Below are 22,256 nucleotides of genomic sequence, written 5' to 3'. Positions count from 1 at the left end.
ACAGGCCATGCTGAAGAAAACCATTCCATTCATGGCGATTCGCAATATTGCGTTCGCCATTACCATGCTGCTGACCGTAGTAGGGCTGGTCAGCCTATTCAGTAAGGGGCTTAACTTCGGCCTGGACTTCACTGGAGGTACGCTGATCGAGTTGCAGTACGAGCAAGCGGCTGATCTGGAGTTGATCAAGTCCGAACTGGGCCAGGCAGGTTATACCGATGCCGTGGTGCAGAGTTTCGGGGCGACCACGGACGTGCTGATCCGCCTGGCCGGGGATGATCCCCAGTTGGGGGCCCTGGTGGGCGAGGCGCTGCGCAAGATAGACCCGGATACGTCGTTCGAGGTCAAGCGGGTCGAGTTCGTAGGTCCGCAAGTCGGTGAAGAGTTGCGTGACCAGGGCGGCCTGGCGATGTTGCTGGCGCTGGGCGGTATCCTGTTGTACCTGGCTTTCCGTTTCCAGTGGAAATTCGGTCTGGGAGCCATTGCCTCGCTTGCACATGATACGGTCCTGACCCTGGGCATCCTGGCTTTCCTGCAGGTGCCTTTCGACCTGACGGTGCTGGCTGCGGTGCTGGCAATGATCGGCTACTCGCTTAACGACACCATCATCATCTATGACCGTATCCGCGAGAATTTCCGGGTGATGCGTAAAGCCGACCTGATCGAGAATATCGATGTTTCGGTGACGCAGACGTTGTTGCGTACAATCGCAACCTCCTTGTCTACGGCGCTGGCACTGGTTGCGCTGTTGGTCTTCGGCGGCGATACCTTGGCTGCATTCGCGCTGACGCTGCTGATCGGTGTCGTCGTCGGTACCTATTCGTCGGTCTACATCGGCGCGACCGTACTGGTCTGGCTGAAGCTGACCTCCGACGACCTGATCCCGCCGGTGGCTACCGAAGTCGACGAGCGTCCCTGACGTCGCCTCCCCATGCCCTGCGTGGGCATGGGGTTTCCCTCCCGTTCTGCCGGCGCTCGCCGGAACTCCGCTGATTGCAGTCTGTCGAAGGCGACAGAGTGGGCCGAGGCCCTGTTGTCAGAGGAAGTCACAGTGAACAAATCCATGTTGGTCGGTGGTGTATTGGGTGCCGCAGTCGCTACTGCTGGCGGTGCTTTCGCGACGTACGGCCTGCTCGATCGAGGCCCGGAGTTTGCCCAGGTGGTCGGCGTAGAGCCGATAAAGGAAACCATCAAGACCCCACGCGAAGTCTGCAAGGATGTGACAGTGACCCGCCAGAAGCCGGTAAAGGATCAGCACCAGTTGGCAGGCACCGCCGTCGGGGCGGTGGTCGGTGGCTTGCTGGGCAATCAGGTCGGCGGCGGTAACGGCAAGAAGATCGCCACGGTTGCAGGAGCCCTCGGTGGCGGCTATGCCGGCAACAAGGTGCAGGAGGGCATGCAAGCCCGCGACACCTACACCACGACTGAAACCCGCTGCAACACCGTCACCGACACCCATGACAAGGTCGTTGGCTATAACGTGCGCTATGAGCTGGATGGGCAGACGCGCAGTGTCCGCATGGATCGTGATCCCGGTGGCCAGATTCCGGTGAAGGATGGGCAACTGGTGCTTTCTCAGAACTGATCTTGCCCGTGTAAACGAAGCGCCCGGCCATTGCCGGGCGTTTTGCTGTGCGCGACCTCTTCTGCTACGAACCTTTTTCTGTCATATACAGTCGATAGGGTGTCAATGACCAAGAAGAGAGCATATGAGAATGGATGAGTATCAGGATGAAATGCTGGAGTGGCATGCCGCGGAACAGGATTGCCAAGACGCGGGCGAGGATGCCTTCGAGTTGTAGTCATGGCCTTTCGGCCATCCCTTGCCATGTTGCGCCGAGCTGCACGTTTACTTTTCTGCCTTCCGGGGCTTGATATCAGCGCCTGGTTGATCAGGCGGCAGTATTGCCGATAGCCCTGGCCAGCCAGGTTTCCAGCTCGCCAGGGGCCAGTGGCTGGGAGAACAGGTAACCCTGTGCGATGGGGTAGCCCTGGTCGCGCAGCATCAGGTTCTGTGTTTCGTTTTCCACACCTTCGGCGACTACCGTGAGTTGCAGGTTCTTTCCTATGCCGAGGATGGCATTGCTCAGGGCCTGCGCGGTCAGGTCATGCTCGAGGTCCGCCACGAAGCTTCGGTCGAGTTTCAGTTCCGAAACCGGCAGTCGGTGCAGGTAGCTGAGGCTCGAATAGCCCGTGCCGAAGTCATCCATCGACAGGCTTATGCCCTGGGCGTGTACTTCTCCGATGGTTTTCATGGTGCTGGGGTTGGTGTCCAGCAGGATGCTTTCCGTCAGCTCCAGCGTCAGGTCCTGGGGTGTCAGGGCATTGATCTGCAGGGTGTCGGCGATCATGCGCGGAAGATCCAGGTTGTGGAAATTGCTTGGCGACAGGTTGACCGAGACGGCCGGGATGAGCAGCCCTTTGGTACGCCATTCCGATAGCTGCCGGCAGGCTTCCTGCAACGCCCAGCGCCCGAGGTCGCCAACCAGGCCACATTCTTCGGCCAGCGGAATGAAGCGGGCCGGCGATATTTCACCCAGTTCGGGGTGGGTCCAGCGCGCGAGAGCCTCGACACCGTAGAGCTGACCGCTGGCCAGCTCGATCTGCGGCTGGTAGTGCAGGCGCAACTGATCCTCTTGCAGCGCCTTGCGCAATGCGGTCTCCAGCATCAGGCGCTCCTGGGCGAGCTGGTTCATTTCATTGCTGAAGAAACTGAAGTTGCCGCGCCCGCAGTGTTTGGCCTGGTACATGGCCATGTCCGCACGGTGCAGCAGGGTTTCCATGTCGCGGCCATCCGCCGGGTACATGGCGATGCCGACGCTGCCTGAGATCGAGACGCTGGTGCCGGCGATCAGCATCGGCTGGCTCAGCAGGTTCTGGATGCGTCCGACGGTTTCCTTGACGCTCTCGGCATTGCATTGCGGGAGAACCACGACGAATTCGTCGCCCGACTGCCGGCCTGCGATATCCGATACGCGTACGGTCTCGCTGATCCTGGTCGCGACCTGGCGCAGCAGTTCGTCGCCCGCCGGGTGCCCAAGGGAGTCGTTGATGTTCTTGAAGCGATCCAGGTCGATGAACAGCACCGCCAGTTGCTCGTTGTTGCGGTTGGCGATGGCGATGGCCTGGTCCGCCTTGGCTTGCAGCAGGCTGCGGTTGGGCAGGCCGGTCAGTGCGTCATAGAACGCCAGTTGGCGGATGCGGCGGCGCGTATGCTCGCGCTCTATCGCCAGGGTGCACAGATACCGGCAAGCGTCGGCCAGCCCCTGGTGCAGCGATGTCGACAGCGACCCATGCGTGTGGCGTGTGTAGAAGCCGAAGATGCCGATGACCCGGCCCTGCCTGTTGTGAATGGTGCTGGGCCAGCACTGGATGAAGCCATGCGCCTGCAATGACGAGCTGTAGTCATCCCACAGCGGGTTGGATGAACTGCTTCCCGATTCATCGATGACAACGCCGTCGAGGCGCCGCGCATGCTCCTCGGGCATGCTTGGGGCGGCCAGTGGGTGCATGCGACCCTGTTCGTCCACTTCGAGGATGGCGACAGTGAGCTCTGGCGCGATGCGTTCGACTTCCAGGCAGATCAGCTCCAGCACCTCGGCCAGCGGCTGCTCGCGTGCCATGGCTTCCAGCGCCTTGCGTTGCAACACTTCGTGCAGCTTGGCGCGGGTAATATCGGTCAGGATGGTGATGGTCAGGCTCCAGCGACCATTGTGATCGTGGATCGGGTTGCTGATGACCTTGGCCCAGTAGCGCTGGCCATTCTTGCCTTGCACGATCACTTCACGCTCGACGGGGTTGCCGGCGCTGAGGGCTGCCTGGTACTCCTGCGAATAGGCTTCGTCCTTGTCGGGGGCGAGCAGGGCCAGGGGTTTCTGCCCGCATGCTTCCTCGCTGCTCCAGCCGAACATCCGGCTGAAACCGGCATTCACGTATTCGATATGCGGGCTGGCATCGCTGATCAGGATGGCCGAGTCGCTGGCGTTGGCCACCAATGAGAGCAGTTGCAGGTGTTGCTGCCGGGCGCGTTCTTCTTGCAGCCGCTCGCTGATGTCGGTGGCGATCTTCAGTATCTGCACGACCTGGCCCTGGTCATCCACCACTGGCGTGTAGGTGGCTTCGAGCCAGCGGCTCTCGCCATCCCGCCGCAGCCGTTCGACGATGCCTGAGCGTGCCTGGCCCGAGAGTAGGGCCTGCCAGAATGCGGCATATTCCTTTCCCTCGGAGAACACCGGCAGGCAGAAACTGCCATGTGGCCGGCCGATGGCTTCTTCATGGGTGTAGCCGAGGAGGTTGAGGTAGTTGGTGTTTGCGCGGGTGAGCGTGCCGTCGGGGGCAAATTCGGCAATGGCCATGAAGCGTTCCATGGCGGCGCGCTGGGCTTTCGCCGAGACAGGCTGAGACGTTGATTTCGGCATTGCTCTCTACCCTTTCGTCTGTTGACGTTGCGTGCCGGTAACCGGAGGGCAGCACGTGCTTTGGTGATCACGCGTTATTGTTTTTCAGCTTTTCACATCCTAAGGCCATTATTCGTCCATGTGCCAGTACGATCTTGCTGGGCACCGAGTGTCCGTAGCCGGCGATGCGCGCTATGGCTGGAAAGGTGTCAGGCGCCGCGCCGGAACGCCCCGGGCGTCTGTCCGGTCCAGCGCTTGAACGCCCGTTGGAAGGCTTCTGCGGACGAGAACCCGAGCAGCCAGGCGATTTCGCCGAACGACGCCTCGGTGTCGCGGATATAGGCCGTCGCCAATTCCTGGCGAGCACTGTTGAGCAGGCCGCTGTAGTTGGTGCCTTCGGCTGCCAGGCGACGTCTCAGGGTCCACTCCGGCATGCGCAGGCGTTGTGCGATCTGTGCCAGTTCAGGCTCCTGGCCTTTCAGCAGCGGGCCAAGCAACGCCGTCACTCGCTCGCTGAGGCTGTGCGTGCGCAGGCAGAGGGTACGTTTCTCTTCGCACAACTGGAGCAGCTCCTGCCAGGTGCCAGGGCAGTGCAGCGGGTTGCGCAAGGCCAGGCTGGCCTTGTCCAGGTAGAGCTGATTGGCCCTGGCACAGAAGCGCAGCGGGCAGTCGAAGAGTTGCTCATGGGCTTCGGCGTAGGCCGGGCGCGGGTATTCGATCTCGACTTCGCGCGGGGATAGATGGACGCCGCACAGCGTCCGCAATTGCGTCAGCCAGCCGGCCAGCACACTGTCGACGACGAAGGTGTTGTAGGCGTTGTAGGGGCTTATGGAATAGAAGCGCAGCCAGGCACCGCCGGGGTCTTCGTGAAAACTGGAGTTGCCCCGATAGTTGCTGGCATACAGTGGCTCGAAGCGAATCAGGGTTCGGGCGGCCTCGCGGACATTGGGTGCCAGCGCCGCGGTCACACCGGCCAGGCCCAGGTGGGAGGCCTGGCGCAGCCGCCCCATGGCCAGGCCCAGAGCCGGGTCCTGGCTGGCCTGGATGGCCGCATGCCCAAGGCGCATGAAGCGTGGGATGGAAAGGCGCGCCTGTGGCTCCGCCAGCCGTTGCGCGTCCAGTCCGTAGGCCTCCAGCAACGCTTGTGCATCCAGCCCTTTTTCCTCCAGGGCCTGGCCCAGGCTGAGGGCGAAGCCGACGGAGAGGTCGCCCAGGCGGATGCGCGAACCGCTCATGACTCCGGTAGCCAGTGGTTGTGCAGGCGCACGGGCAGGCGATGGTCGACAGGGTCTGCGCGGCGTGGCGAACCGACCAGGTTCCATGGCAGGCCGAGGGTGCGTACGGTGAGTTGTCGGTGGTCCGCAGGCGGTTGGCAGGCGTCCTCAGCGGGTCCCAGCCGCACCGAGAGCTCTGCCTTGGGCGACGGCTCTTCACAGCCGAAGATCACCTCCAGGCGTCCGAGCGGTGTCGCGCTGAAGCCATGCTCCGGCTGGTCGGGCGCATCGCTGTAGCGTCGTTCGTAGCGTGTCAGTTGTTGCTTATGGTGCAGGGGGGGAAGTATGCGGCCTTCCGGGTCGAATACCAGGCTGACTTGCCGTAGCGGACCCTCACCGATGTACAGCCGCTCCTTCTCGATATACGGCTCGGGCAGGACGATCGAGCCGGCCACCAGCGTGACACCATACTCCCTGGCCAGGCTGGAAAAGATCGCCTGGTAGGCCTTGGCCATATGCTTGGCCCGCGATCGTAGCACCGCCTCGGTGCGCCGGTCGTCGCTGCTGTTGTCGAGCTGCCAGCGCAGGTAATCCCAGGGGTTGCTCAATGCCATCCACTGCATGGCATCACGCAGCGTCCGCGCCTGCTGGACCTCGGGCTTTTCCCCGATGGCGAACAAGCCGGTGCCGACATGCTCGGGCAGGGCCACGATGCTGGCGGCGGAGAGTATGCCGGCCTCCCTGGCCTGTTCCAGGTATGTGGCGAATTTCAGGCGCAGGCGCTCCCTGCTCTGGTAGTCGGCGGGTTGCAGGCGCGTCTCGATGGCGAGCAGGTTGCCGCCGTGGCCGGGCGTGCCTTCGCTCTCGATAGGCAATAGTCGCAGGTCCGACAACAGGGGGCCGCTGCGCTTGTCCTGTGCCCAGTACAGGTAGGCCAGGAGCAGGGCCAGGCTGGTGAGCAGCAGCAGGGCCGCTTTGAGTAGCCGGTATCGGCTCGTCAGGCGGGGGGCGCGTGTTTCACTCATCACGGGCAATCTTCGAAGATCATCGTCATGCCGACTCGGCCAGTGTGTCGTTTCATCATGCCTCGGTCGTGCCGCTGACCTGGTTACGCCCGTTGCGCTTGGCTTTGTACAGCGCGGCGTCGGCTGCCAGGAGCAGGTTGACGCAATGTTCGCTGACCGAGGCCGCCGCTGCCAGCGGGTCGAGGCTGGCGGTGCCGATGCTGACCGTGATGCAGCCCGAGCCGTTCAGCGCGTGGGGCAGGTTGGCTTGCTGTACCCGTTGGCGCAGACGTTCGGCCACCAGCAGGGCGGCAGTGGCGTCCGTTTGCGGCAGGATCACCGCGAATTCGTCGCCGCCATAACGGCAGATCAGGTCCGCCGGGCGAAACAGGCCGCTGCGGAAGATATCGGCCAGGAGCCGCAGGCATTCGTCACCCGCCTGGTGGCCGTAGTGATCGTTGTAGGTCTTGAAACCGTCCATATCCAGCATGAACAGCGACAGCGGAAGCTGCTCGCGCAAGGCCCTGGCGACTTCCCGCTGCAAGCTGTCGTCGAAGCGGCGGCGGTTGTGCAGGTCGGTCAGGTGGTCGCGTTCCACCAGTTCGTTGAGGCGCTCGTTGGCTTGCTCCAGTTGGCGGTAGGCCTCCGCCAACTGCTGGCGTATGGCGTACTGCTCGGTCATGTCGCTGAAGGCCAGGGTCATGCCGATGATCTGTTCGTCCGCATCCGTGACCCGCTGTAGGGTCAATTGATAGTGGCGGGTCTGCCAGTCCAGCGTCTGGATCAGGCGGACTTCGCCCTGGCGCAGGCGCTCCAGGGAGGCTTCGGTATCGAGCAGCTCGGCGGGCAGGTAGCGTTGGATAGGTTCTCCGACCAGCCGCTCGGGAGTACTGGCCAGCATGGCGGCCATGGCATGGTTGGCATTGACGAAACTGCCTGCGCGGTCGAGCAGGGCCAGTGCCACCGGTGCGGCCGCGTAGAGCGCTTCGAGTTGTACCGAGCGCACGCCGAGTGGGGCGACTTTCGGCGATATGTCACGGTCAATGCCCCGGTAACCGGTGAATTCGCCGCGCTCATCGAAGAGCGGGATGCCGCTGGTTTCCAGTACGACAAGGCTGCCATCCGCTTTCAGGTTGCGGTTGATCAGCCCGCTGAAAGGGCGGCGCGCCGTGATGATGTCGGTGAATTCCGCTGCCACCCGCTGCGCTTCCCCTGGCGGCATCAGGTCGAACGGGGTACGCCCCAGCAATTGCTCGGGCGTGTAGCCCAGCAACTGCACGCACAGGGGCGAGCAGAAGGTGTAGCGCCCCTGGGTATCGACCTCCCACAGCCAGTCGGAATTGTGCGCGATGATCTCGCGCAGGCGGCGAATTTCCTGTTGCTGATGGTCGTGGGGAGGTTTGTCTGCTGGCATGTTGTCGAACGGGACGCTGGATATCCGGGGTCTGCGGTCGGCGCGGGGTGTGGCATGCGCGTCGAGGCAGTTCCCCGCCGATGACATCCGGCGGGGTGTGGCCATTGTACCTGTCTGGAATGCTTCGTGTTCGATCGCCGGCGTCATTCGCTGACGGAAGGAATGTCGGCCCGGCGCTCGGCCTGCTCCAGGTGCTTGAGACGAATGTCATAGGCCTGGCATTCGTCACCCAGCTGTTCTTCGCTGCGCTTGAGATCCATCTGGTGGAGTTCTTCGTTTATCTCCCTGGCCCGTTCCGGGTCGGACAAGGTGAGCTGGTTGACACGCTCAGCCAATCGGGCGGCTTTCTCGTTCGCTTCGTCCACTGTACAGGCCAGTGCAACAGGGCTTGCCAGAAGGCCGGCCAGCAATGCGCAGGTAGATGTCTTCATGGTATTTCCTCCATCGAGCACCGCCCTGGCAGGCGCTGCTCGTTCGATGATTGCGCCACGGCGCTCATTGAAATTGAGCGCCGTGGGCCGCTTTTGGTTCATCGCAGGAGGTTATCCGGGGTTGCCAGCAGCAGGGTTTCAGGGCGTTGGAGTGTCGCTCTGGCAATACTGGAGGCACAGCGCTGGCGCGCCGCTGTCTGGTCGTGGTGGTGGCTGCACCAGTTGGCTGACCAGCTCCAGGGCTTTTTCGAAGGAAGGGTAGCCGCTGCGTGCTACATCCAACTGGCTGTAGGCCTGTCGGTAGTGATCGGCCTGCTGCGGGTCGGCCTCCTCCAGCAAGTAGGGTTGTGCATGCATTTTGTAGAGCAGGGCCGTGGCATGGGGATGGCCTTTGTCCGCCGCTTGCTCCAGCAGCGACTGGACGTCGGCGGTGGGCGCGGCCTGACGGATCAGCAGGATGGCGCGGTAGAACTCGGTCTCGCCGCGTTGGTCCAGGCGCGCGCTACGCTCTAGCAGGGCGCTGGCCAGCTCGTAGCCTTCTTCGTCCCCCAGCGAGGCCAGTATCTTGGCCTGCATCAGATCGTTCTGGAACAACAGCCGCTCCGTCCGGCAGGCCGCATCGCTGCTATCCAGCGTGCACGGCTGCGAGGCACAGCCGCCAAGGGTTGCCAGCAGCACGATCAGCCCGGCTCTCTTCATCGGTATTCCCTCCGTCGTAGTCGGCCCAGTATGCCTGTTGGGGCTGGCGAGGGAAACGCTGTGGGCGTCGGGTTGTCTGACACGCAGGGCCTGGTACCGTTGTCCGCTCAATCCATTCATGGAGGTGATTCATGCTGCGTCGATCATTGGCTTTTGTGTGCTGTATGGGAGTGTCGGCGACCGTGCTGGCCAGTGAAGAAAAGCTGCGTCACTACACCAGCGAACAGGGCCGGATCTCGGTCGAGGAAGTCGCGACGGGGCTGGAAAATCCCTGGGGGCTGGCCTTCATCCCTGTGGATGGCGAACTGCGTCTGCTGGTGACGGAACGTCCTGGTCGCCTGCGGCTGCTCCAGGCCGATGGCGAACTCTCCGAGCCGTTGCAGGGCTTGCCCAAGGTTTTTGCCCAAGGGCAGGGCGGTTTGCTCGATGTGCAACTGTCGCCCACGTTTGCCCAGGACCGACTGGTCTATCTCAGTTACGCCGAGCAGGGCTCTGACGGCAAGGCGGGGACGGCCGTTGGCCGTGGCCGACTGAGCGATGACCTGCGCAGCCTGGAAAACTTCCAGGTGATCTTCCGCCAGGAGCCGAAACTTTCCACGGGCCTGCACTTCGGTTCCCGCCTGGCTTTCGATGCCGACGGCCTGCTGTTCATCGCCCTTGGCGAGAACAATGAGCGCGCCACGGCCCAGGACCTGGACAAGTTGCAGGGCAAGCTGGTCCGGTTGCAGGCCGACGGCAAGGTGCCGCAGGACAACCCCTTCGTCGGGCGTGCCGGTGCGCGGGAGGAAATCTGGTCCTATGGGCACCGCAATCAGCAGGGCGCGGCGGTCAACCCCTGGACCGGTGCACTGTGGACCCACGAACACGGCCCGCGCGGTGGCGATGAGATCAATATTCCCAAGGCGGGCTTGAACTACGGTTGGCCCAAGGCGACCCACGGCGTCAACTACAGCTTCCTGCCGATCCCCGAGGCGCAGGGCAAGGAGGTTGCAGGCACCGAGTCACCGCACCATGTCTGGGAGAAGTCACCCGCGATCAGCGGCATGGCGTTCTACCAGGCGGACCGTTTCGCACCCTGGCAGCACAACCTGTTCATTGGCGCCCTGGCCGACCGCTCGCTGATCCGCCTGCAACTGGACGGCGACCGTATCGTGCATGAGGAGCGCTTGCTCAAGGACCTGAAAGTGCGCATCCGCGACGTTCGCCAGGGGCCGGACGGCTATCTCTACCTGCTGACCGACGAGGCCAAGGGCAAGGTTCTGCGGGTTGGTCTTGAGGAGGGGTGAGTGGATGGCTCTTGGGTCGTTGTGCCGGCGTGCTTTGCAACTGGATTGGCAAGCTGTGGTTGGCCATGAATCGTTTGCGCTGTCCTGACGTCCGTGGTGTTGCGAACCCGACCAGCCCCTCTACGCAACACGCATGAACCCATCCATGGGGCTCTTCGCCGACGTCCCTGTCGGCGAAGGTTGCTCCGAGGGGCTGGCCGGGCCCGCAGTCAATACCGAAGCGCCCATAAGGAAAAGCACAGCATGAAAACAACACCACTCGTCGTTCCCGCGTAGGCGGGAACCCAGGTGCGCGGGCTTATGGACAACGAGCTTTTTCTACAAACACCACCGACACCCGCTAAGAAGCACCGCACCATCGTTCGCCTGCCAGGCCCAGCGGGCTGCTAGAATCCACCGCTTTCATTTACTGGGGAATTCGTCATGGCCTTGGTCGGACGCTACAACAGCCTGGCAATCGTCAAGCACACCAGCTTTGGCCTGTATCTGGATGGTGGCGCCGACGGCGAAATCCTGCTGCCCAATCGCTATGTTCCCAAGGGTGCAGACACCGAGGTAGACGACTGGCTGAACGTTTTCGTTTACCTCGACAGTGACGACCGGCTGATCGCGACCACACAGAAACCCAAGGTCCAGGTCGGTGAGTTCGCCAGCCTCAAGGTGGTGGAGATCAACCGTACCGGCCTGTTCCTCGACTGGGGGTTGCCGAAGGACCTGTTGCTGCCTCACTCGGAGGAGAAGCAGCCGCTGCAAGTCGGCGACTACTGCGTCGTCTATGTCTACCTCGACACCCGCACCCGGCGCATCACCGCTTCGGCACGCCTGGATCGTCACCTGGACAACGTCCCGGCGCAGTACAAGGTGGGCGACGAGGTCGACCTGTTGATCGTCGAGCCCACGGACCTGGGCTACAAGGCGATCATCGAGGGCAAGCACTGGGGGCTGATCCACAAGAACGAAGTCTTCAAATTCCTGCGCCCCGGCATGCGCGAGCGTGGCTTCATTCGCGAGCTGCGCAGCGACGGCAAGATCAGCCTGAGCCTGCAACCGGTCGGTGCCCAGGCACGGGATGCGCTGCAATCGCTGATCCTCGACAAGCTGGCGGCGGAGGGTGGCGTACTCGCGGTCAGTGACAAGAGCGCTCCAGAGGTGATCAGCCGTTTGTTCGGTGTCAGCAAGGGCAACTTCAAGAAGGCCATTGGCGGCCTGTTCAAGCAGGGTGCCATTCGCATCTTCGACGATCGTATAGAGCGTGTCTGAGCGGTACACAGTGTCCCGGTACTTGAGTCCTGAACGACAACCCTGAATAATGCGCGCGCGCCGACATAGCTCAGTAGGTAGAGCAGCGCACTCGTAACGCGAAGGTCGTAGGTTCGATTCCTATTGTCGGCACCAGTAAAACAAAGGCCAGCAGAGATGCTGGCCTTTTTTGTTGCTTTGCCCTGCGTTGCCCATCTGGCTCGATGTGCCGCAGCGTCGGCAGGTTCAGGACCAGGTATTGAGGGTGCTGCTCTTCTGGTTTCCCAGCATGGCGTCCAGTGCGGATTGAAGCTGCCCAGCGTGGCGGCTCTCGCCCCTGGAGTCAGCGCCCTCTATGCCGCCGCGAAAGAGAGCCACGAAGTCGAGTGTCTCGTTCTGGTTGACACCAGGCGAATGCAAGGCGAGTAGCGCCTGCATGCCTATCTTCAGGTTGTCTTCGAGAGATATCTGGCCGGATTGGTACAGGTCCTGGCTTGCATCCAGTGCTTGTTGCGGCGTCATGTCCGAGAAGTCATAGCCTGCTGCGCCCGTTGAATGGTTCTGGGGCTTCAGGTCGCTGGATCTCATGACCTGGGCTTGGGTCGTGAGGAAGTCGGATGCCTCGTTCTTCTGGCGTGCGGCTTCGTAGGACTGTAGGCGGTTGGCCTGAAAGGATGCTCCCTGGATCTGCATGGCGTATCTCGTTCGTCTGGAATGCCCATGGCTTCAAGCAAGTACGATGCCAGCGCTTCTGACCAGCCCAACTGTGTGGGTTCTCGCGTCATGCGAGCCGCCTTGGGTCCGCGCGGGGGGCCGTGTTGCGGCACGGTCTTTCCGCTTGCCGGAACGCTTTTGCCGTTCGTGCCGCCGCTTTGTCACTTGCAGCGCTGCAGCTTCGCTCAGGCGCCGTGCGTTTCCCTTTCCCTGCATGGTAGAACTCTTGCCGGCAATCACCGTCCGAGTTGCTATCGGAAATGCACAGGGAGTACGCATGGAATCCGCCAACACGCGTCGTATCGGGAGCATTGCGCTGCTCTGGCGCACGATCCAGCGCTTCAATGAAGACGACATGAGTACCTATGCCTCGGCGCTGGCCTATCGGGCATTGTTCGCGTTGTTCCCGTTCCTGCTGTTCCTGATGGCGATGCTCGGCTTCCTGCACTTGCCGGAGTTCTTCGACTGGCTGCGCGAGCAGGCGACGCTGGTGTTGCCGCCGGTGGCGCTGGACCAGGTGAACCCGGTGATCGACCAGTTGCAGCGGCAGAACAGTGGCCTGGTGTCCTTCGGTATCCTGGTGGCGCTGTGGACGGCTTCGAGCGGCATCCGTTCGCTGATGAATGCGATGAACAAGGCGTATGACGTGGAGGAGGGGCGGCCGCTGTGGAAGCTGTTCCTGCTGTCGTTTCTCTACACCATCGGTATTGCTGTGATGCTGCTGCTCGCCGCTGGCCTGATGATCATCGGACCGCAGGTGATGGAGTGGCTGGCGACCCATGTCGGGTTGCGTGAGCAAGTGGTGGTGGTCTGGGCCTGGGCGCGCTGGCCGGTGGTGGTGCTGTTGATGATGATGGCGGTGGCGCTGCTTTACTACGTGACGCCGGACGTCGAGCAGGACTTTCGCTTCATCACCCCAGGCTCGGTGCTGGCCGTGGTGATCTGGATCGTCGCATCGCTGGGCTTCGGCTTCTATGTGCAGAACTTCGCCAACTACAACGCCACCTACGGCAGCATCGGCGCGATCATTGTCTTGCTGCTGTATTTCTATATTTCGGCGGCGGTACTGCTGTTGGGGGCAGAACTGAATGCCGTGATCGAGCATGCCAGCGCCGAGGGCAAGGATCGTGGCGAGAAATTACTGGATGAGTGAAACTGGCCGGCATCCCTTGCCGGCCAGTCTCGTGCATCAGAAGGCGCCGCTCTCGTTTTCAGACAACAGGCGCTCGCTGGCGCGTTCGCCGAACAGCCAGAACAGCACTGGCGTCAGGTAGGTGTCGAGCAGCGTCGAGCTGACCAGCCCGGAGAAGATCACCACTGCCACCGGGTGCAGGATTTCCGTCCCCGGACGCTCGGCCTCGAACAGCAGCGGGGCGAGGGCGAAGGCCGTCACCAGGGCGGTCATCAGCACCGGGCTGAGGCGCTCCAGCGAGCCGCGCAGGATCATCGCCTGGTTGAACGACTCGCCTTCGATGCGCATCAGGTTGATGTAGTGGCTGACCTTGAGGATGCCGTTGCGCACCGAGATACCCGCCAGGGTGATGAATCCGATCAGTGCCGCGATCGACAGCGGTTGCCCGGACAGCCACAGCCCGAGCACCGCGCCGACCAGTGCCAGCGGAATGTTGGCCATGATCAGCAGCGACAGCACGGACGACTTGTAGCGGCTGTAGAGCACCACGAACATCAGCACCAGGGAGACCAGCGAGAGCAGGCCGACCAGCCGCGAGGCTTCCTCCTGGGCCTGGAACTGCCCGCCGAGGGTGATGAAGTAGCCCTCCGGCAGTTCGTTGCGCGCCACCACCTGGCGGATGTCCTCGACGATGTCCGATAGTGCGCGGCCCTGGGCGTTGGCGGACAGCACGATGCGGCGCTTGCCGTCGTCGCGACTGATCTGGTTGGGGCCGTCACCATCTTCGATGGTCGCCAGGCGCGACAACGGGATCGGTCCGTTGGGCGTGTCGATCATCAGGTTGGCCAGACCGGCGAGGGAGCGGTCGTCCTCGGGGATGCGCAGCACCAGGGCGAAGCGCCGGCCTTGCTCGACGATCTGGGTGATCTTCTCGCCTTCCACCAGGCCCTGCAGGGTCTTGAGGATCTGCGGCGCGGCAACGCCATGGCGGGCCGCCGCGGCGTAGTCGATGCGCACCTTGATCTGCGGCGCCAGCACCTGCTTCTCGATTTCCAGATCGGCCAGGCCGGGGATGGCCGACAGCCGCGTGCGCAGGGCTTCGGCCTGGCCGCGCAGGGTGTCGAGGTCTTCGCCGAACAGTTTGATGGCGATCTGCGAGCGCACCCCGGAGAGCATGTGGTCGATACGGTGGGCGATCGGCTGGCCGACTGCGACCGCCGCCGGCAGGCTGGCCAGGCGCGCGCGGATGTCACCGATGATCTCGCTCATCGGGCGCTCCAGTTCGGCGCTGGGCTTGAGGCCGACATCGAGTTCACTGACGTGCACCCCTTCGGCATGCTCGTCGAGTTCGGCACGACCGCTGCGGCGACCGACGTGCAGCACTTCCGGAACCTGCATCACCAGTTCCTCGGCCTGACGCGCCAGTGCCGAGGAGTCCGCCAGCGTCACACCCGGGCTGAGGCGCAGGCCGACCAGCAGCGTGCCCTCGTTGAAGGGCGGCAGGAAGGTCTTGGGGAACAGCGGGATACTGGCCATGGCCAGCAGCACCGCGACCAGGGCCGTCGCCACGGCGGCGCGGGGGTGTCGCAGCACGCTTTCCAGGCTACTGCGGTAACCGCGCTTGAGCCATTGCAGCAGGCGTGTGTCGTCATGGTGCAACGACTTCATGCGTGGCAGCAGGTAGAAGGACATCACCGGTGTCACCGTCACCGACACCACCAGCGACGCCAGGGTGGAGACGATGAAGGCCACGCCCAGCGGCACGAACAGGCGGCCTTCCATACCGGGCAGGGCGAACAGCGGCAGGAACACCAGCACGATGATCAGCGTGGCATAGAGGATCGCCGAGCGGACTTCCAGTGTGGCTTGTGCCACCAGCTCCAGCGGATGCAGGCGCTGCTTGCCGGCATGCTGCTTGAGGCGTCGCAGCACGTTCTCCACGCCGACCACGGCATCGTCCACCAGGCCGCCGATGGCGATGGCCAAGCCACCGAGGGTCATGGTGTTGATCGACAGGCCGAAGTACTTGAACACCAGCCCGGTGATCAGGATCGACACCGGGATCGCGGTGAGGGCGATCAGCGTCGGGCGCAGGGTGCCGAGGAAGAAGAACAGGATCACCGCGACGAACACCGAGGCGCCGATCAGTTTGCCCTGCAAGGTCTCGATGGAGGCCTCGATAAAGCTCGCCTGGCGAAAGGTGACGCGGGGTGGCAGCAGGTTTTCCGGCAGCGATTGCTGCATCTGTTGCAGGGCGTCTTCCAGGGCGCGGGTCAGCTCGATGGTGTCGGCGCTGGGCTGCTTCTGGATGCCGAGGATCACTGCGGGCCTGCCCTCGAAACCAGCATCGCCGCGTTTCAGGGCGGCGCCGAAGCTGACTTCGGCGACCTGGCGCAAGAGGATCGGTTGCCCGCCGCTGGCGCCGATGGCCAGGTTGGAGAGGTTTTCCAGGTTGCTGGTCTGGCCGAGGTTGCGGATCAGGTATTCGCGGCCGTTGAGTTCGAGAAAGCCGCCGGAACTGTTGGCGGCGAAGCCGTCCAGGGCTTCGATCAACTGGCCGTGGGTGATGCCCAGCGCGGCCATGCGGCGGCTGTCGGGCTGTACCTGGAACTGCCGCACTTCACCGCCGATGGGGATGACCTGGGCGACGCCGGGAATCGCCAGCAGGCGCGGGCGCAACACCCAGTCGGCGTACTCGCGCACCTGCATCGGCGTGCTCTTCGCCTCGTCGATGGGGATGGCGACCTGCATGATCTCGCCCATGATCGAGCTGATCGGACCCATGGCCGGCGTGACGCCGGTGGGCAGGCCTTCCTCCATGGCCGACAGGCGCTCGCTGACCATCTGCCGCGCGCGGAAGATATCGGTGCCCCAGTCGAAGGTGACGTAGATGAAGGACAGCCCACTGCTGGAGACCGAGCGGATGCTCTCCACGCCGGGCAGGCCGTTGAGGGTGGTTTCCAGCGGGAAGGTGATCAGTTGCTCGACCTCTTCCGAGGCCATGCCACCCGCTTCGCTCATGATGGTGACGGTGGGTTTGTTGAGGTCGGGGAACACGTCCACCGGCATGCGTGACAGGGTGAAGGCGCCATAGGCCATCAGCACCAGACTGGCGATGATGACGAGCAGGCGGTTGGACAGACTGTTGTCCAGGAGCCATTTGAACATGGAGAAGTCCTCGTCAACGAATCTGGTTGATCAGCGCGGTGGCTTCGGTGACGACACGCTCATCGGCCTTGACGCCGGAGGTCAGCACCACACGCGAACCGTCCAGCGGCGTGAAGGTGACCGTGCGTGGCGCGTAGCGTTCGGCGTCGCTCTTGACCCAGACGATGTCCTGGTTGGAGGCGTTCTTCGCCAGGGCGCTGATCGGCGCCGGCATGCCGTGCAGAGTGCTGGCGCTGCGCACCGTCAGGTTGAGGTTCTGGCCTGTCGGCAGGCGTGGCAGGTCGCTGCCAGAAGCCTGGAAGCGCAGCGGCAGGGCCTGGGCGCGCAGGCTGTTGGCGGCACCGATGAAGCTCAGTTCGACGGAACGCCCGGCGATGCTCAGGCTGGCGCCGGCGATGTCGTCGGCCAGGGCCGGGTCATAGGCCAGGGCCTCGACCTGGATGTGCGTCGGGTCGCTGACTTCGAACAGCAACTCGCGTGCGTCGACGATCTGGCCGATCACCGCGCTGCTGGTGGAAATGATGCCGGACACCGGCGCCTTGAGCGGCTCGCGGGCGTTCAGGCCGGCATTCAGGGCGCCGATACGCGCCTGCAGGCTGGACAACTCGGCGTCCAGCGCCTCCAGTTCGCGCCGTGGGATGCTGTCGCTCAATTCCTTCAGGCGCGCCTGGCGTTGCAGCAGCAGGCTCCTGGCGGAGCGCCATTCGGCCAGTTGCGCGGCTTGACCGGCACGCTCCAGGGTGTCGCCGGTGGCGACCACGTAGCCGAGGATGTCACCCTTGCTCACACGCTGCCCGAGTCGCGGCAGGCCGTTCGGGCCGGCTTCCAGGCGCCCGGCGAGCAATGGCTGGACCCAGCCGCTGGCATTCGGGTCGGGCACCACGGTGGCGGACAGGGTCTGTGTCCGTGGCCATTCGCCGGCTTGCAGTATCTGCGTGCGGACACCCAGTTGGCGTTGGGTCGGTTTGGGCAGGAACACGCTGCCATCTGGCTGACGGCGCGGGCTGTCGGCCGAGACCGGCGCGGGGGCTTCGTCATCATGGCCTTCGTGGGCCAGTGCCGGGATGCTCAGGGCCAGACAGGTCAGGCCGATTAGAAAATTCGATTTCATACGATCACCTTCAGGCCCGAGTGGATGCTTGGTTTTTCTTGCGCAGCAGGTAGACGCCTGCCAGCACCAGTAGCAGGAGCGCCAGCAGGCCGGCGATGCGCAGGCCGTTGCCGCTTTCCGCATGGTCATGGCCGGCATGTTCGTCTTCGCCATGCAGGTCCAGGTGCGTGCTCAACGTCTCGTCGAGCTCACCGCTGCGAATGCGTGCCGCGATCTGGTGCTCGCCCTCTGCCAGCGGTGCTGCCAGGTCGACCTCGAATTCGCCCGGCGCGTGCCGTTCTACGGCCATTGCCTGGCCGTTCAGGTTCAGTACCAGGGTCGCGTCCTCGACCGGGCTGTTGTCGGCGTAGTGGTCGACGTAGAGGGTGATCTGGTGTTCGCCGACGATGCCGGTCAGTTCGAAGTTCGCCGAGTGGCCGGAGAAGCGTGGCGAGCTGGACTCCGTGCCGCTGGCGGGAGCGGGTTCATCGTCATGGCCCTCATGGGCTTGCAGCGGCAGGGCGAGGGTGAGCAGCAGCGCCATGGCCAATTTCATACGAGTGTGCATGGATAAGTCCTTGTCGATCATTCTGTTCATTGGGGCAGCAGGCCAAGCGCCTGGCGCAGCATCGAGTTCTCGCGGGCCAGCGTCAGGCGGGCGATGACTGCCTGGCGGCTGGCCTCGCGGGCTTCGGCTTCGATGCGCAGGCGATCCGGCAACCCGCTTTCGCCCAGGCGATAGGATTTCTCGATGGCGGCACGGCTGCTTTGCAGCAGGCTGGCGCGTTGCTCGGCGATTTCGGCGCGTTGCTGCGCGGCCTTCAGCTTGAGGCGGCTGGCCCGCAGTTCGGCGCCGAGCAGTTCCTGCTGACGCTGCTTCTGCACCAGGGCTTCGATGGCTTCGCCTTCGGCCTGGGCACGCTGGGCGCGCTGGCGGCTGGGTGAACCCAGCGGAATGCTCAGCCCCAGGGTCAGGCTCTGGTCGTAGCGGGCGCGCGAGTCGTCGCGGGCGTTGGTTGCGGTCAGGCGCAGTTCCGGGTTGCCACGGCTCTGCACACCGGCCAGTTCAGCCTGGCGCTGGGCGGCCTCGGCCTGGTCCGCCAGTTCGGTGAGGCGCGGATGGCTGGCCAGCGCGCGTTCGTCTTCTGCGTCTGGCGAGGCCTCTGCGACGATGGCCGAGCTGGCCCGCGCAGGCAGCGGACTGCCGGTCAGGGCCTGGAATTGCAGGCGCGCCTCTTCGAGTGTGCTGTCGGCTTCGCTCAGTTCTAGTTCGACCTGGGCCAGAGCGGCCTGGGCTTGCTGGCGGTCGGTCTGGGCCTGTTCGCCGGCACGCACCCGGCGCTCCACGTCGTCGGCCAGGCGTCGGGCGTCTTCGACCCGGTCACTGGCCAGGGACTGCAACTGCGCGGCCAGTAGCCATTGCCAGTACTGCTGGCGAACCTCTCCGGCGGTGCGCAACCTGGCCGCCGCGTAGCGACTGCCATTGGCTTGCGCCTGGGCATCGGCGAGGGCGCCGCTGCGCGAGCGCTCGCCGGGCAGCCACAGGGGCATGGCCAGGCCTGCCTCGTGTTCGCGTTCGCCCTGGTTTCGGTTGAGCTGGTCGCCCTTGGTCGACAGCTCCAGGCTCATGCCGTCGGCCAGCCAGCTTTGCGCGGCCTTGCGCCGGGCCTGGCTGGCCTGCTCGAACGCATCTGCCGAAGCAGACTCCGGTTGCAGGGCCCAGGCCGCCTCGAAGGCTTGCTGCAGCGTATAGTGGCTCGCGTCATTGGCTGATTGCGCAGGGCTGGCCAGGAGCAGGCCGGCGAGGGGCAACCAGCAAGTAATGCCTTTGATGTGCATCCGATTCTCCGGTGACTTGAATTCGTCGGGAAATCGGCGGGGAGGTGCTGTCGGTCCTGTCCAGAGGTCGCACGGCAGTTGGCCTGTGTCGCTTAAAGCAGGCGTTCGCTGTGCGAGGTCGTCGAGGGATCAGGAAAGGCAGCGTGCAGGAAATGTCCGCCCGCCGTCAGACGACGGCTGGCCAATTGGGGCGCTCGGGGCGCGCCTCGGGATGTGCCGGTGTATGTGGCGAACGGTACGCGGTGATGGGCTGTGGCGTGTGTGCCAGCGGCAGGCTGAACTGGCTCGGCATGACCGGCGTGGTCATGGCCGCGCAGGCATTGCAGTCGGTGTGGGCATGCAGTGGCAGTTGTGTCGACTTGCTTTCGCTGTCACTGGCTACGATATGGCGATGCTGGTGATGCCCGATGTGGGACTGGCTGGCAGGATCGTTCTCGCTGTGCAGGCACGCAGCACTGACCGCGCCCAGTGCAATCTGCATGGGGGCCAGGAGCGACAGGATAAGTACGAGCCAGATGCGCATGGAGGTTCGATGCTTGGGCGGGACGCGGCATACTAGGGCCAGTCGAGGTTGCGACGCAAGTCGCAGCTGTTGCCGGAAATGGCCTGCCGGCTTCCCCGTCTGGAGGTGGCCTGGCGCGAGCCGCTCATGAACGAAGCGGCGGATAACCTGATGCAGGAGTGAGCAGGGTATGCACCCTCGTATAGTGGAAGTCACCGAGCGTCTGGTCGAGCGTAGCCGCAAAAGCCGGGCGCATTATCTGGCACTGATGCAGGCCGCTGCCGTGGAGGGGCCGCGACGCGGCCAGTTGCAGTGCGCGAATTTCGCCCATGGCGTGGCGGGCTGCACCTCGGCGGATGATCGCCAGGCCCTGCGGCTGATGAACCAGGCCAACGTAGCGATCGTCTCGGCCTACAACGACATGCTTTCGGCGCACCAGCCCTACGAGCGCTTCCCGGCATTGATCAAGCAGGCCTTGCGCGAGGTCGGCTCGGTCGGGCAGTTCGCCGGTGGCGTGCCGGCCATGTGCGATGGCGTGACCCAGGGCGAGCCCGGGATGGAGCTGAGCCTGGCCAGCCGCGAGGTGATCGCCATGTCCACCGCCATCGCGCTGTCGCACAACATGTTCGATGCGGCGATGTACCTGGGCATCTGCGACAAGATCGTGCCGGGCCTGTTGATCGGCGCGCTGCGCTTTGGCCACCTGCCGGCCATTTTCGTACCGGGCGGGCCGATGCCCTCCGGCATTCCCAACAAGCAAAAGGCGCAGGTGCGCCAACTGTTCGCCGAAGGCAAGGCCAGTCGCGAAGAGCTGCTGGCTTCCGAGATGCAGTCCTACCATAGCCCTGGCACCTGTACGTTCTATGGCACGGCCAACACCAACCAGGTGGTGATGGAAATCATGGGGCTGCACCTGCCGGGTTCCTCCTTCGTCAACCCGGACACGCCGCTGCGTGAGGCGCTGACCCGCGAAGCGGCGCATCAGCTCACACGCTTGACGATGCAGGCCGGGCAATACCTGCCGCTGTACCGCATCATCGACGAGAAGGCCATCGTCAATGCGGTGGTGGCGCTGCATGCCACCGGCGGTTCGACCAATCACACCCTGCATATCCCGGCCTTCGCACGTGCGGCGGGCATCCAGTTGACCTGGCAGGACATGGCCGAGCTGTCGGCCGTGGTGCCGAGCCTGGCGCGGGTCTACCCGAACGGGCAGGCCGACGTGAACCACTTCCATGCCTGCGGCGGCGTCGCCTTCATGGTGTATACCCTGCTGGAGGCCGGGCTGTTGCATGAGGATGTCGAGACGGTGGCCGGGCATGGGCTACGTCGTTATACGCAGGAGCCGTTCCTCGATGATGGCCGCCTGACCTGGCGCGATGGCCCCCGTGAAAGCCTGGACGAGACGATCCTGCGCCCGGTGTCGCGGCCTTTTTCCAGCGAGGGTGGTTTGCAGGTCATGACCGGCAACCTGGGGCGTGCGGTGATCAAGACGTCCGCCGTGGAGCCACGGCACCGCGTGGTCGAGGCGCCGGCCCGGGTATTCAACGACCAGGCTGAACTGGCGCAGGCATTCGCCGCCGGCGAGCTGGAGCGGGACTTCGTCGCCGTGGTGCGTTTCCAGGGGCCGAAGGCCAATGGCATGCCGGAGTTGCACAAGCTGACGCCTTACCTGGGCGTGCTGCAGGATCGCGGCTATCAGGTCGCACTGGTGACCGACGGGCGCATGTCGGGGGCTTCAGGCAAGGTCGCCGCGGCCATTCATGTGTGCCCGGAAGCGCTGGATGGTGGGCCGCTGTCGAGGGTCATGGACGGCGATATCATTCGTGTCGATGGTGTCACCGGGCACTTGAACGTATTGGTGGACGATGCTGAATGGGCCGGGCGGACGGCGGCATCCTTGCCGAACTGGTTCGGTGGCGAGGGCTGCGGGCGTGAGCTGTTCGGTTTCATGCGGGCCGCTTTCAGTTCGGCGGAGTCGGGGGCCAGCGTGTTCGTCGATGCGTTCGATGCCGGCTGGCAGCGCTGAAGCGTCCGGGAACAGGCTTCAGGTTTCAGGTGCCGGGGCGCCTAAAGATGGCTGGACGTGAGCCGTCGCTGGTATGACACTGTGCATGACCGGCGCCA

Annotated in this window: 18 protein-coding genes and 1 tRNA gene; 7 read left to right on the top strand and 12 right to left on the bottom strand. The window is 63.9% G+C overall.

Going from position 1 to position 22,256, the window contains the following annotated elements; genetic code table 11:
- Positions 1 to 7: 7 nt before the first annotated feature.
- Together secF and HW090_RS04135 are read left to right on the top strand one after the other, a co-directional pair.
- Positions 8 to 919 (top strand): protein translocase subunit SecF, encoded by a 912-nt coding sequence (secF, locus tag HW090_RS04140; RefSeq protein ID WP_179112289.1) that lies wholly within the window; start codon positions 8 to 10, stop codon positions 917 to 919.
- Between the two features lie 132 nt (positions 920 to 1,051).
- Positions 1,052 to 1,585, top strand: coding sequence for a glycine zipper 2TM domain-containing protein (locus tag HW090_RS04135; protein ID WP_179112288.1), 534 nt, complete (start codon positions 1,052 to 1,054; stop codon positions 1,583 to 1,585).
- A gap of 307 nt (positions 1,586 to 1,892) precedes the next feature.
- Here the strand turns inward: HW090_RS04135 and HW090_RS04130 are convergent, their stop codons facing one another.
- The 6 genes from HW090_RS04130 to HW090_RS04105 all read right to left on the bottom strand — a co-directional run bounded on the left by HW090_RS04130 (position 1,893) and on the right by HW090_RS04105 (position 9,159).
- The gene (locus tag HW090_RS04130) at positions 1,893 to 4,355 is read right to left on the bottom strand and encodes an EAL domain-containing protein (RefSeq protein WP_256930742.1); all 2,463 of its coding nucleotides are present in this window, start codon (positions 4,353 to 4,355) and stop codon (positions 1,893 to 1,895) included.
- Between the two features lie 251 nt (positions 4,356 to 4,606).
- Positions 4,607 to 5,632 carry an AraC family transcriptional regulator gene (locus HW090_RS04125; RefSeq protein WP_179112286.1) on the bottom strand — a complete coding sequence of 342 codons (1,026 nt, stop codon included), beginning with the start codon at positions 5,630 to 5,632 and terminating at the stop codon, positions 4,607 to 4,609.
- The gene (locus HW090_RS04120) at positions 5,629 to 6,636 is read right to left on the bottom strand and encodes a carbon-nitrogen hydrolase (RefSeq protein ID WP_179112285.1); all 1,008 of its coding nucleotides are present in this window, start codon (positions 6,634 to 6,636) and stop codon (positions 5,629 to 5,631) included. The genes HW090_RS04125 and HW090_RS04120 overlap by 4 nt, the downstream gene beginning before the upstream one ends.
- 55 nt (positions 6,637 to 6,691) lie before the next feature.
- The gene (locus HW090_RS04115; protein WP_179112284.1) at positions 6,692 to 8,029 is read right to left on the bottom strand and encodes a diguanylate cyclase; all 1,338 of its coding nucleotides are present in this window, start codon (positions 8,027 to 8,029) and stop codon (positions 6,692 to 6,694) included.
- 143 nt (positions 8,030 to 8,172) lie between these two features.
- The gene (locus HW090_RS04110) at positions 8,173 to 8,460 is read right to left on the bottom strand and encodes a hypothetical protein (protein WP_179112283.1); all 288 of its coding nucleotides are present in this window, start codon (positions 8,458 to 8,460) and stop codon (positions 8,173 to 8,175) included.
- A gap of 138 nt (positions 8,461 to 8,598) precedes the next feature.
- On the bottom strand, positions 8,599 to 9,159 hold the full coding sequence (locus tag HW090_RS04105; protein WP_179112282.1) for a hypothetical protein: 561 nt from the start codon (positions 9,157 to 9,159) through the stop codon (positions 8,599 to 8,601).
- Positions 9,160 to 9,323: 164 nt separating this feature from the next.
- On the opposite strand from HW090_RS04105, the gene HW090_RS04100 reads away from it, so the two are divergent.
- From HW090_RS04100 to HW090_RS04090, 3 genes are all read left to right on the top strand, one after another.
- Entirely contained in the window at positions 9,324 to 10,445 is a 1,122-nt protein-coding gene (locus tag HW090_RS04100; protein WP_256930785.1) for a PQQ-dependent sugar dehydrogenase, read from the top strand.
- A gap of 423 nt (positions 10,446 to 10,868) precedes the next feature.
- Complete coding sequence (locus tag HW090_RS04095) at positions 10,869 to 11,705, top strand: S1 RNA-binding domain-containing protein (protein WP_179112280.1); 837 nt, start codon at positions 10,869 to 10,871, stop codon at positions 11,703 to 11,705.
- Between the two features lie 59 nt (positions 11,706 to 11,764).
- Positions 11,765 to 11,840 (top strand) — tRNA-Thr (locus HW090_RS04090).
- A 90-nt stretch (positions 11,841 to 11,930) separates the two neighbouring features.
- On the opposite strand, the gene HW090_RS04085 is transcribed toward HW090_RS04090, so the two are convergent.
- Positions 11,931 to 12,377, bottom strand: a complete 447-nt coding sequence (locus HW090_RS04085; protein ID WP_179112279.1) for a hypothetical protein — start codon at positions 12,375 to 12,377, stop codon at positions 11,931 to 11,933.
- A 298-nt stretch (positions 12,378 to 12,675) separates the two neighbouring features.
- Between HW090_RS04085 and HW090_RS04080 the strand changes: the two genes are divergently transcribed.
- A complete protein-coding gene (locus tag HW090_RS04080; RefSeq protein WP_179112278.1) occupies positions 12,676 to 13,551 on the top strand; it encodes a YihY/virulence factor BrkB family protein in 876 nt (291 codons plus the stop codon).
- Between the two features lie 36 nt (positions 13,552 to 13,587).
- On the opposite strand, the gene HW090_RS04075 is transcribed toward HW090_RS04080, so the two are convergent.
- The 5 genes from HW090_RS04075 to HW090_RS04055 all read right to left on the bottom strand — a co-directional run bounded on the left by HW090_RS04075 (position 13,588) and on the right by HW090_RS04055 (position 20,150).
- Complete coding sequence (locus tag HW090_RS04075) at positions 13,588 to 16,698, bottom strand: efflux RND transporter permease subunit (protein WP_179112277.1); 3,111 nt, start codon at positions 16,696 to 16,698, stop codon at positions 13,588 to 13,590.
- A gap of 13 nt (positions 16,699 to 16,711) precedes the next feature.
- Positions 16,712 to 17,809 (bottom strand): efflux RND transporter periplasmic adaptor subunit, encoded by a 1,098-nt coding sequence (locus tag HW090_RS04070; protein WP_179112276.1) that lies wholly within the window; start codon positions 17,807 to 17,809, stop codon positions 16,712 to 16,714.
- A gap of 10 nt (positions 17,810 to 17,819) precedes the next feature.
- The gene (locus HW090_RS04065) at positions 17,820 to 18,356 is read right to left on the bottom strand and encodes a hypothetical protein (RefSeq protein WP_179112275.1); all 537 of its coding nucleotides are present in this window, start codon (positions 18,354 to 18,356) and stop codon (positions 17,820 to 17,822) included.
- Between the two features lie 26 nt (positions 18,357 to 18,382).
- A complete protein-coding gene (locus tag HW090_RS04060; RefSeq protein ID WP_179112274.1) occupies positions 18,383 to 19,627 on the bottom strand; it encodes a TolC family protein in 1,245 nt (414 codons plus the stop codon).
- Between the two features lie 166 nt (positions 19,628 to 19,793).
- Complete coding sequence (locus tag HW090_RS04055) at positions 19,794 to 20,150, bottom strand: hypothetical protein (RefSeq protein ID WP_179112273.1); 357 nt, start codon at positions 20,148 to 20,150, stop codon at positions 19,794 to 19,796.
- 169 nt (positions 20,151 to 20,319) lie between these two features.
- Here HW090_RS04055 and edd point away from each other — a divergent pair, with 169 nt between their 5' ends.
- Complete coding sequence (edd, locus tag HW090_RS04050) at positions 20,320 to 22,158, top strand: phosphogluconate dehydratase (protein WP_179112272.1); 1,839 nt, start codon at positions 20,320 to 20,322, stop codon at positions 22,156 to 22,158.
- Positions 22,159 to 22,256 lie beyond the last annotated feature (98 nt).

Origin of the sequence: Pseudomonas sp. ABC1 (assembly GCF_013395055.1) — a bacterium.
Lineage (GTDB): Bacteria > Pseudomonadota > Gammaproteobacteria > Pseudomonadales > Pseudomonadaceae > Stutzerimonas.
This window is presented reverse-complemented; position numbering and strand designations above follow the sequence as displayed.

Coding starts and splice junctions, on each gene's coding strand:
- HW090_RS04125 (WP_179112286.1), bottom strand. CDS start 5,632: ATGAGCGGTTCGCGCATCCGCCTGGGCGACCTCTCCGTCGGCTTCGCC.
- HW090_RS04070 (WP_179112276.1), bottom strand. CDS start 17,809: ATGAAATCGAATTTTCTAATCGGCCTGACCTGTCTGGCCCTGAGCATC.
- HW090_RS04105 (WP_179112282.1), bottom strand. CDS start 9,159: ATGAAGAGAGCCGGGCTGATCGTGCTGCTGGCAACCCTTGGCGGCTGT.
- HW090_RS04130 (WP_256930742.1), bottom strand. CDS start 4,355: ATGGCCATTGCCGAATTTGCCCCCGACGGCACGCTCACCCGCGCAAAC.
- HW090_RS04065 (WP_179112275.1), bottom strand. CDS start 18,356: ATGCACACTCGTATGAAATTGGCCATGGCGCTGCTGCTCACCCTCGCC.
- HW090_RS04055 (WP_179112273.1), bottom strand. CDS start 20,150: ATGCGCATCTGGCTCGTACTTATCCTGTCGCTCCTGGCCCCCATGCAG.
- HW090_RS04115 (WP_179112284.1), bottom strand. CDS start 8,029: ATGCCAGCAGACAAACCTCCCCACGACCATCAGCAACAGGAAATTCGC.
- HW090_RS04095 (WP_179112280.1), top strand. CDS start 10,869: ATGGCCTTGGTCGGACGCTACAACAGCCTGGCAATCGTCAAGCACACC.
- HW090_RS04075 (WP_179112277.1), bottom strand. CDS start 16,698: ATGTTCAAATGGCTCCTGGACAACAGTCTGTCCAACCGCCTGCTCGTC.
- HW090_RS04085 (WP_179112279.1), bottom strand. CDS start 12,377: ATGCAGATCCAGGGAGCATCCTTTCAGGCCAACCGCCTACAGTCCTAC.
- HW090_RS04100 (WP_256930785.1), top strand. CDS start 9,324: ATGGGAGTGTCGGCGACCGTGCTGGCCAGTGAAGAAAAGCTGCGTCAC.
- edd (WP_179112272.1), top strand. CDS start 20,320: ATGCACCCTCGTATAGTGGAAGTCACCGAGCGTCTGGTCGAGCGTAGC.
- HW090_RS04060 (WP_179112274.1), bottom strand. CDS start 19,627: ATGCACATCAAAGGCATTACTTGCTGGTTGCCCCTCGCCGGCCTGCTC.
- HW090_RS04080 (WP_179112278.1), top strand. CDS start 12,676: ATGGAATCCGCCAACACGCGTCGTATCGGGAGCATTGCGCTGCTCTGG.
- HW090_RS04120 (WP_179112285.1), bottom strand. CDS start 6,636: ATGAGTGAAACACGCGCCCCCCGCCTGACGAGCCGATACCGGCTACTC.
- HW090_RS04110 (WP_179112283.1), bottom strand. CDS start 8,460: ATGAAGACATCTACCTGCGCATTGCTGGCCGGCCTTCTGGCAAGCCCT.
- secF (WP_179112289.1), top strand. CDS start 8: ATGCTGAAGAAAACCATTCCATTCATGGCGATTCGCAATATTGCGTTC.